The sequence below is a fragment of the Streptomyces sp. 150FB genome (assembly GCF_000818195.1).
In the GTDB taxonomy this organism is placed as follows: Bacteria; Actinomycetota; Actinomycetes; order Streptomycetales; family Streptomycetaceae; genus Streptomyces.
The window spans coordinates 7,377,560-7,384,551 of record NZ_JTHL01000001.1; the positions used below are offsets into that span (position 1 = coordinate 7,377,560).

Here is a 6,992-nt window from a genome sequence, read left to right on the forward strand (position 1 = left end):
ACCCGCGACCGCGTAGCCGCCCGAAGGGTTCCGTACTCGTGGGCGGTCAGATCGTGAGGACGATACGGCCGGGGACCTGGCGTGCCTCCAGCCGGCGGTGTGCTTCCGCCGCCTCGGCGAGCGGCAGTTCGTCGACCCGCAGGGCCAGCTCTCCGCTCGTGAGGAGGTGGAGGACCTTCTCGGCGGCCGGGCGGCCTGCCGCCGGGTTGGGCAGCAGGTAACTGCCGATCGAGAAGCCGAGCATGCCGATGCTCCTGAGCCACAGGTCGTCGCCGGTGACAGGGACGTCCGGCGTACGGGCGGCGTGGCCGACGAGCAGTATGCGGCCGAGCGGGGCGACAACGTCCAGGGTGGCGTTACGTACCTCACCGCCGACCGGGTCGACCACGACGTCGACCTGCCGGCCGTCCAGGTCCTCCACGAACCGCTCGCTGGTGAAGACCTCGTCCAGGCCCAGGTGACCGGCGTCCTTGATACGGGCCTCCGAGGAGACGGTGCCGGTGACGCGGGAGGCGCCCAGCAAGCGGGCGACCGCGGGGAAGGTGGCGGCCAGACCGCCGGCCACGCCGTGCACCAGCACGCTCTCCCCCTTCTGGAGGTGCGCCACCCGGGTGAGGGCGATGTATGCGGTGGCGGCGTTCGGCAGTACCGAGACGGCCTGCGCCGGGTCCAGGCCGCTGCCCTTGAGGGAGACGGCCATGGCCGCCGCGGCGAGGGTCACCGAGGCGTAGCCGCCCAGGCTCATCTGGGACAGGGTGACGACCGGCTCGCCGACCTCGAAGTCGTCGACTCCCTCGCCCAGTTCACGGACGGTTCCGGCGACTTCGAGGCCGGGTACGAGGGGCGGCTGAGGCACCCCGGAGCGCCCGGCGAGATCACCGCGGCGGAAGAACACATCGACCAGGCCCACCGCGGCGTGGGTGGTGTCGATGGTGATCTGGCCAGGGCCGGGCCGGGGGTCGGGCACGTCGGTTTCGGTGAGAACGTCGGGCCCGCCGAATTCATTGATGGTGATCGCGCGCATCGTTCACTCCGTTTTTGGTCTTCGAAACTGCGACTCAAAAAACGTAACGCAACCAGATTGCGTTGTCAACGCAATCGAATTGCGTTACGTTACGCACTTGGGGCGCGTTATGCTGTGCGCATGTACCCCAGGGCCCGCTCGCAGGAAGCCAAACTCCGCCGCGCCGAAGACCTGCTCGACGCGGCCCGCGCCCTGGCCGCCAGCAGCGGCGGGGTCCGCCACATCACCCTCGCCGCCGTCACCGAAGCCGCCGGCCTGCACCCGTCCGCGGTCCGGCGCTACTTCGACAGCAAGGAGGAGCTGCTCCTCGAACTGGCCGAACGCGGCTGGAACCAGTGGCGCGACGTCGTCACCGCCCACCTCGCCGACGTCGGCGCCGGCGACCTCGACCCGGAGGGGACGGCCGCCTCGGTGGCCACCACCCTCGCCTCGCTGCCCCTGTTCTGCGACCTGCTCACCCACGTACCGCTCAGCCTCGAAGGCGAGGTCGGCATCGAGCGCGCCCGGCGCTACAAGACCAACTCCTTCGCCGCGTACGACGCCATAGTCGAGACCTTGACCACCGCGGGCACCATGACCACCGCGCAGGTACGGGACCTCATGACGGCGGCGATGGGGATGACGGCCAGCCTGTGGCAGCTCTCGCACCCCACGGCCACCCTCATGGAGCTCTACGCCCAGCACCCCAAGTGGGGCCACGCCGCGCTCGACTTCGAACCACGCCTGACCCGCCTTCTCCAGGCCACCGCCGTCGGCCTCACCCGCGCCGACGCCCCTGTGTAGCGGGCGTCAGCGGCGGTAGCGATCGGCGGGGACGGCGCGCGACATGACGGGCGCCACCTTGTCCCGCGCCCGCTCGTACCCCTCCCAGTCGGTGACGTTCTCCAGCGAGGGGATGGTGACGGGCTCACCCGCGTCGAGTCCGGCCAGCGCGGCGGCCACGGCATCCTCCGGCGACATCACGTTCGCGTCGGGGAAGCCGGAGAGCGCGAAGCCCGATCCGTCCCAGAACTCGGTGTGCATCGCGCCCGGGATGACCGCCTGGACGCGGATGCCGCTGTCGGACAACTCCTGCCGCAACGCCTGGGTGAAGGTCAGTACGTACGCCTTGGTCGCGCTGTAGACCGCGCTGACCGGGAGGATGAAGAACGCCAGGGCCGACGAGACGTTCACGATCGTGCCCCGTCCGCGCCGCGTCATACCGCCGACCGCGGCCGCCACGAGCCTGGTCGGGGTGGTGATGTTGAGCGCGACCTGTAGTTCGATGTCGGTGGGGTCGAAGCCCGCGATGGGTGCGAACTTGGCGGCGCCGGCGCTGTTGACGAGTGTGTCGATCGACTCGTCCGTACGCAGCCGCTCCTCGACCTGCGCCAGTTGGACGGGATCGGCCAGATCCGCGACGAGGATCTGGACGTCGACTCGGGTCCGCTCGACGACGTCGGCGGCCACGCTCCTCAGGCGCCCTTCTTTACGGCCGACCAGGATCAGGTCGTGTCCGCGCTCGGCGAGCCCGCGGGCGTAGGCCGCACCGAATGCGGAGGAAGCCCCCGTGATGAGAGCGGTCTTTGGCGCGTGTGTGGCCATGGTTTCGTTTTCCTGTCCCAGTGTGTGAGCGGCCGCCCCGGTGCGCGGCTGGTCACCTACCGTACGGAATGTCGCGATCGCATCGGTTTCGACCCACCGTCTCGTGGGTGACGTCTGTCCGTGGCGCTCACCCGGTGTCCGTGGGTGAGGGTTGGGGAACCGGTCATGACGGGAACACGTTCCTGCTATTGATGAGGAGCTGACGGGCTGTCGGGGACGGACGGGGGCGGGCGTGTCGCGAGGCTGGAAGATTACGGTCGTGGTGGCCGCGGTGGCCGGCATTGTGTCGACGCCGCTGTTCTGGCTGCTGGACAGCCCGGACAGCGGCCAGTTGGTCGGCGCCTCGGTTCAGGCTGCCACCGGTGTCGTCGCCCTGGTCTGGGCGCTGGTACAACGTCAGCCCGCGCCGGCTCCGGGGCCCGCGGATGTCGCCGTCGACACGGGTACGGCGGCAGCCACCGGTGGTGGCGCGGCCCACACCGGTGTGCGGCGTCCCGGTGGTACGGGTACCGGGTCGGCGAAGGCCGAGCGCACCGGGGACGCCACCGCCGACGGCCCGGGAAGCAGCGCCGGCACCGGCGTCGACTACACCTGACCACGTCGACTACACCTGACCACGGGGGTTCCACGGTGAAGTGGCGAAGGCGCAAGCCCGCGTCCCAGGACGGGCCGGAACCCGCGATCCGGGTCGCGGAGACGGGTGACGCCCGGGCCACCGGCGGCGGCACGGCGACCACCGGCTACCAAGGGCCGCCCACGGACGGCGGTTCGTCAGCGGCAGGAGCCGTCTCGGCAGCAGCCGTCTCGGTGACCGGGACGGGAGACGCGACAGCGGCTTCCGGCGGCGTGGCGGTGACCGGGTACGTCGGCAGCCTCACGATCGAGAACGTCGCCGCGCCGCGCACTCCGGCGCCGTGGCCCTGCCAGGTCGGTGTGATCCCCCGGGAAGCCGCGGCTTTCCAGGAACGGGACGAGGCAGCACGGTTGCGGACCGCGGTGACGGGTGGTGGTACGGCGGTGTTGTGCCAGGTGCTGCGCGGTACCGGTGGGGTCGGCAAGACCCAGCTCGCCGCCCGCTACGCCCGGGAGGCATGGGTGGCGGGCGAGCTGGATGTGCTGATCTGGGTCGGCGCCGGCAGCCGGTCCGCGATCATCTCCGCCTACGCCCAGGCCGCCGAGGAGTTGATCGCCGTCGAGCCCGGTCATCCCGAGCGGTCGGCCATGGCGTTCATGAAATGGCTGGAGCCCCGGCCTCCGGGCTCCGGACCGGTCTGCCGGTGGCTGGTCGTCCTGGACGATGTCGCCGACCCCGCCGATGTGACCGGCCTGTGGCCCGTGAAGAATCCGCACGGCCGGACGGTGGTCACCACCCGCCGCCGTGACGTCGCCGTGCCCGGACAGCGGATCGATCTCGGCGTGTTCACCCCCGGGGAGGCCGCCGCCTACCTCAGCGGATTCCTCGGCGAGCACGGGCGCACCCCCGATCCGCGACAGATCCACGCGCTGGCCGGGGACCTCGGCCACCTGCCGCTCGCCCTGTCCCAGGCGGCCGCCTACATCGTCGACGCGGGTATCTCCATCGACTGCCCGACCTGTACCCACTCCGCGGGACAGTGCCCCAGCTACCGCCGCCGTCTCGCCGACCGCACCACCGCGCTCACCCACATGCTCCCCGAACCCGGGGGCCTGCCGGACGACCAGCTCACCACCGTGGCCGCCACCTGGTCGCTGTCCGTCGAGCGCGCCGATGCCCTGCGCCCCGCCGGTCTGGCCCGCCCCGCACTCCAACTCGCCGCGATGCTCGACCCCAACGGCATCCCCGAGGACGTACTGACCGGCGGGCCGGCCCGGGAGTACCTCACCCGGCACCGCACCTGGGCCGTCCCGGAACAACACCGGCACGGCGACATCACGGAGCAGGACGCCAGGGACGCGTTACGGGTACTGCACCGCCTGAACCTCGTCGACCACGACCCCGACACCCCCAACCAGGCGGTACGTACCCACCAGCTCATCCAACGCGCCACCCGCGACACGCTCACCGCCCCAGGCCGGGGACATCAGGCCGCCCGATCCGCCGCCGATGCCCTGCTGGCGGCCTGGCCCGCCGTCGAACGCGACACCGCCCTCGCCCAGACCCTGCGCGCCAACACCGCCACCCTCACCGCCCACGCGCAGGACGCCCTGCACCGACCCGCCATCCATGTGGTGCTGTACCAGGCGGGCAGGAGCCTTGGTGAAGCCGGCCAGGCCACCGCTGCCACCACGTATTTCCACCGCCTGACCGAGACCGTCACGCAGCGCCTCGGTCCCGACCACCCCGACACCCTGCTCGCTCGGAGCTATCTCGTCTTCTGGCAGAGCGCGGGCGGGGACACGTCAGGCTTTGAGGCTCTGCTCGCCGATCAGGTGCGGGTGTTGGGCCCCGACCACCCCCACACCCTGCTCGCCCGCAACAATTTCGCCTTCCGGCGTGGGGACGCGGGGGACGCGGTCGGTGCTGTGACCGCCCTGGAGGCGCTGCTGCCGGACCTGGTGCGGGTGTTGGGCGCCGACCACGAGCACACCCTGGTCGTGCGTAACAATCTCGCCCGCTTCCGGGGCGCGGCGGGGGGTGTGGCCGCCCAGGAAGCGGTGTTGGCCGACCTGGTGCGGGCGCTGGGCCCCGACCACCCGTACACCCTGGTCAGCCGCAACAATCTCGCCGCCTTCCGGGGTGACGCGGGGGACGCGGCGGGTGCTGTGGCGGGCCTGGAGGCCCTGCTGCCCGACCTGCTGCGGGTGTTGGGCGCCGACCACCCCCACACCCTGCTCGCCCGCAACAACCTCGCCTCCTATTGGGGGGACGCGGGGGACGCGGCGGGTGCTGTGGCGGCTTTGGAGGCCCTGCTCCCCGACCTGCTGCGGGCACTCGGCGAGGACCACCCCCACACCGTGACAGCTCGCAACAATCTCGCCTTCTGGCGGGGCGAGGTGGGGGATGGACGCTGATGCGGATCAGGGCGATGCCCTGCGCGACTTCTGTACGCGCGAGGCGAACCGCGGCAACCAGATCCGGTCCGTGGCCGATCAGGACGAACTCGACGATAGTCTCGCGAAGTTACGGCTGTAATCCGGGGGAGGGTTCTGATGAGCCTTGAGTCAATGCTGGACCGGATGACCGGTGATTCCATGATCGACCTGCCTGCGGGGGAGATCGTCCTGCGGGACGAGGGCACGATGACGGACTGGAAGGCCGAGGTCGCGGCCTTCCGGCTGGCGCCGTATCCGGTGACCCGTGAGGTGTACGCCTCGGTGCTGGGGGAGGCGCCGGACAGTCCGGCCGGGCCCCGGACGCCCGTGACCGAGGTCTCCTGGAAGGACGCCGTACGGTTCTGTGATCTGCTCTCGCGGGCGGCCGGACTCCAGCCCTGTTATGCGACGGGCGAGGACCCCGACGCGCGGGATGTGGTCTGGGACCGGGAGGCGGATGGTTACCGCCTTCCTTCGGAGGCGGAGTGGGAGTACGCGTGCAGGGCCGGGGGCCGGGACGTCCGGTACGGAGAGCTGGACGAGATCGCCTGGCACCGGGGGAACTCCGGGGGCGCGGTGCGTTACATCGGGACCAGGGCGCCGAACGCGTGGGGATTCCACGACATGATCGGCAATGTGTGGGAGTGGTGCTGGGACCTGTACGACCCCCGGGTCTACGGCCCGTACCGGGTGTTCAGGGGCGGCGGCGCGTACGACCCGCCCCGGGCGTGCCGGGCGTCCTGCCGCCGTAAGAGCCACCCGACCCTGCGTATCGACGACCTGGGGTTCAGGATCGCGCGCTCACGATGAGCGCGGCTCCCGGTCGGCCGCCGGCGCGGTTCGCGTTAGTTGGTCCTACGTACTACACCGCGTACGATGCGACGCATGCCCCACGACACCACGCCCACTGACGAGAACTCCGAAGCGTCGGGGCCGGTGGACCTGGAGATCGTGGACAGTCTGGCTCAACTGTCGTTCCTGGTGCACGGCACCCTGGGGCAGGTCGCCGCCGAACACGGGCTGTCCATCGCCCAACTGCGCCTGTTCGGCGTGCTGCGCGACCGCGAGCCCGGTATGCGGGAGCTGGCCCGTCATCTGGGGCTGGACAAGTCCAGCATGACCGGCCTGGTGGACCGGGCCGAACGCCGTGACCTGGTCCGCCGTACCGCCTCACCGCACGACGGCCGCGCCGTGCTCGTATCGCTGACCGCGCAAGGGCGCGAACTGGCCCGCGCGGTCGCGGCCGACGCCGGTCAGCGGGTCCAGGACCTCGCCGCGCACCTCACCGACGCACAGCGCTCCCAGCTCTCCGTCCTGGCGAGCGCCCTCGTGGCCGGCCACGGCGCGGCCGGCGCCGGCCAGTAAATCCGTT

The 6,992-nt window shown here is 71.2% G+C and carries 8 protein-coding genes; 6 read left to right on the top strand and 2 right to left on the bottom strand.

Translation table 11 applies throughout. From position 1 onward, the window contains the following. Positions 1-46: 46 nt before the first annotated feature. Positions 47-1,024 carry a zinc-binding dehydrogenase gene (locus QR77_RS31620; RefSeq protein WP_040025461.1) on the bottom strand — a complete coding sequence of 326 codons (978 nt, stop codon included), beginning with the start codon at positions 1,022-1,024 and terminating at the stop codon, positions 47-49. 120 nt (positions 1,025-1,144) lie between these two features. Here QR77_RS31620 and QR77_RS31625 point away from each other — a divergent pair, with 120 nt between their 5' ends. Continuing rightward, positions 1,145-1,807, top strand: a complete 663-nt coding sequence (locus QR77_RS31625; protein WP_040025462.1) for a TetR family transcriptional regulator — start codon at positions 1,145-1,147, stop codon at positions 1,805-1,807. Positions 1,808-1,813: 6 nt separating this feature from the next. On the opposite strand, the gene QR77_RS31630 is transcribed toward QR77_RS31625, so the two are convergent. Then, entirely contained in the window at positions 1,814-2,608 is a 795-nt protein-coding gene (locus tag QR77_RS31630; RefSeq protein ID WP_040025463.1) for an SDR family oxidoreductase, read from the bottom strand. Between the two features lie 262 nt (positions 2,609-2,870). On the opposite strand from QR77_RS31630, the gene QR77_RS31635 reads away from it, so the two are divergent. The 5 genes from QR77_RS31635 (at position 2,871) to QR77_RS31650 (ending at position 6,985) form a co-directional block, all read left to right on the top strand. Continuing rightward, positions 2,871-3,203, top strand: coding sequence for a hypothetical protein (locus QR77_RS31635; RefSeq protein ID WP_236711181.1), 333 nt, complete (start codon positions 2,871-2,873; stop codon positions 3,201-3,203). 35 nt (positions 3,204-3,238) lie between these two features. Beyond that, on the top strand, positions 3,239-5,599 hold the full coding sequence (locus tag QR77_RS46125; protein WP_052489181.1) for a tetratricopeptide repeat protein: 2,361 nt from the start codon (positions 3,239-3,241) through the stop codon (positions 5,597-5,599). Further along, positions 5,589-5,720: a hypothetical protein gene (locus QR77_RS49855; protein WP_269084343.1), complete on the top strand. Its 132-nt coding sequence runs from the start codon at positions 5,589-5,591 to the stop codon at positions 5,718-5,720. Before QR77_RS46125 ends, QR77_RS49855 begins: the two co-directional genes overlap by 11 nt. A 17-nt stretch (positions 5,721-5,737) precedes the next feature. Beyond that, the gene (locus tag QR77_RS31645) at positions 5,738-6,430 is read left to right on the top strand and encodes an SUMF1/EgtB/PvdO family nonheme iron enzyme (RefSeq protein ID WP_052489182.1); all 693 of its coding nucleotides are present in this window, start codon (positions 5,738-5,740) and stop codon (positions 6,428-6,430) included. A 75-nt stretch (positions 6,431-6,505) separates the two neighbouring features. Beyond that, positions 6,506-6,985 carry a MarR family transcriptional regulator gene (locus QR77_RS31650; protein ID WP_052489183.1) on the top strand — a complete coding sequence of 160 codons (480 nt, stop codon included), beginning with the start codon at positions 6,506-6,508 and terminating at the stop codon, positions 6,983-6,985. Positions 6,986-6,992: the final 7 nt, after the last annotated feature.

Excerpts from the sequence above, each read along its gene's own strand:
- QR77_RS31625 (WP_040025462.1), top strand. The coding sequence starts at position 1,145 with ATGTACCCCAGGGCCCGCTCGCAGGAAGCCAAACTCCGCCGCGCCGAA.
- QR77_RS49855 (WP_269084343.1), top strand. The coding sequence starts at position 5,589 with ATGGACGCTGATGCGGATCAGGGCGATGCCCTGCGCGACTTCTGTACG.
- QR77_RS31645 (WP_052489182.1), top strand. The coding sequence starts at position 5,738 with ATGAGCCTTGAGTCAATGCTGGACCGGATGACCGGTGATTCCATGATC.
- QR77_RS31650 (WP_052489183.1), top strand. The coding sequence starts at position 6,506 with ATGCCCCACGACACCACGCCCACTGACGAGAACTCCGAAGCGTCGGGG.
- QR77_RS31620 (WP_040025461.1), bottom strand. The coding sequence starts at position 1,024 with ATGCGCGCGATCACCATCAATGAATTCGGCGGGCCCGACGTTCTCACC.
- QR77_RS31630 (WP_040025463.1), bottom strand. The coding sequence starts at position 2,608 with ATGGCCACACACGCGCCAAAGACCGCTCTCATCACGGGGGCTTCCTCC.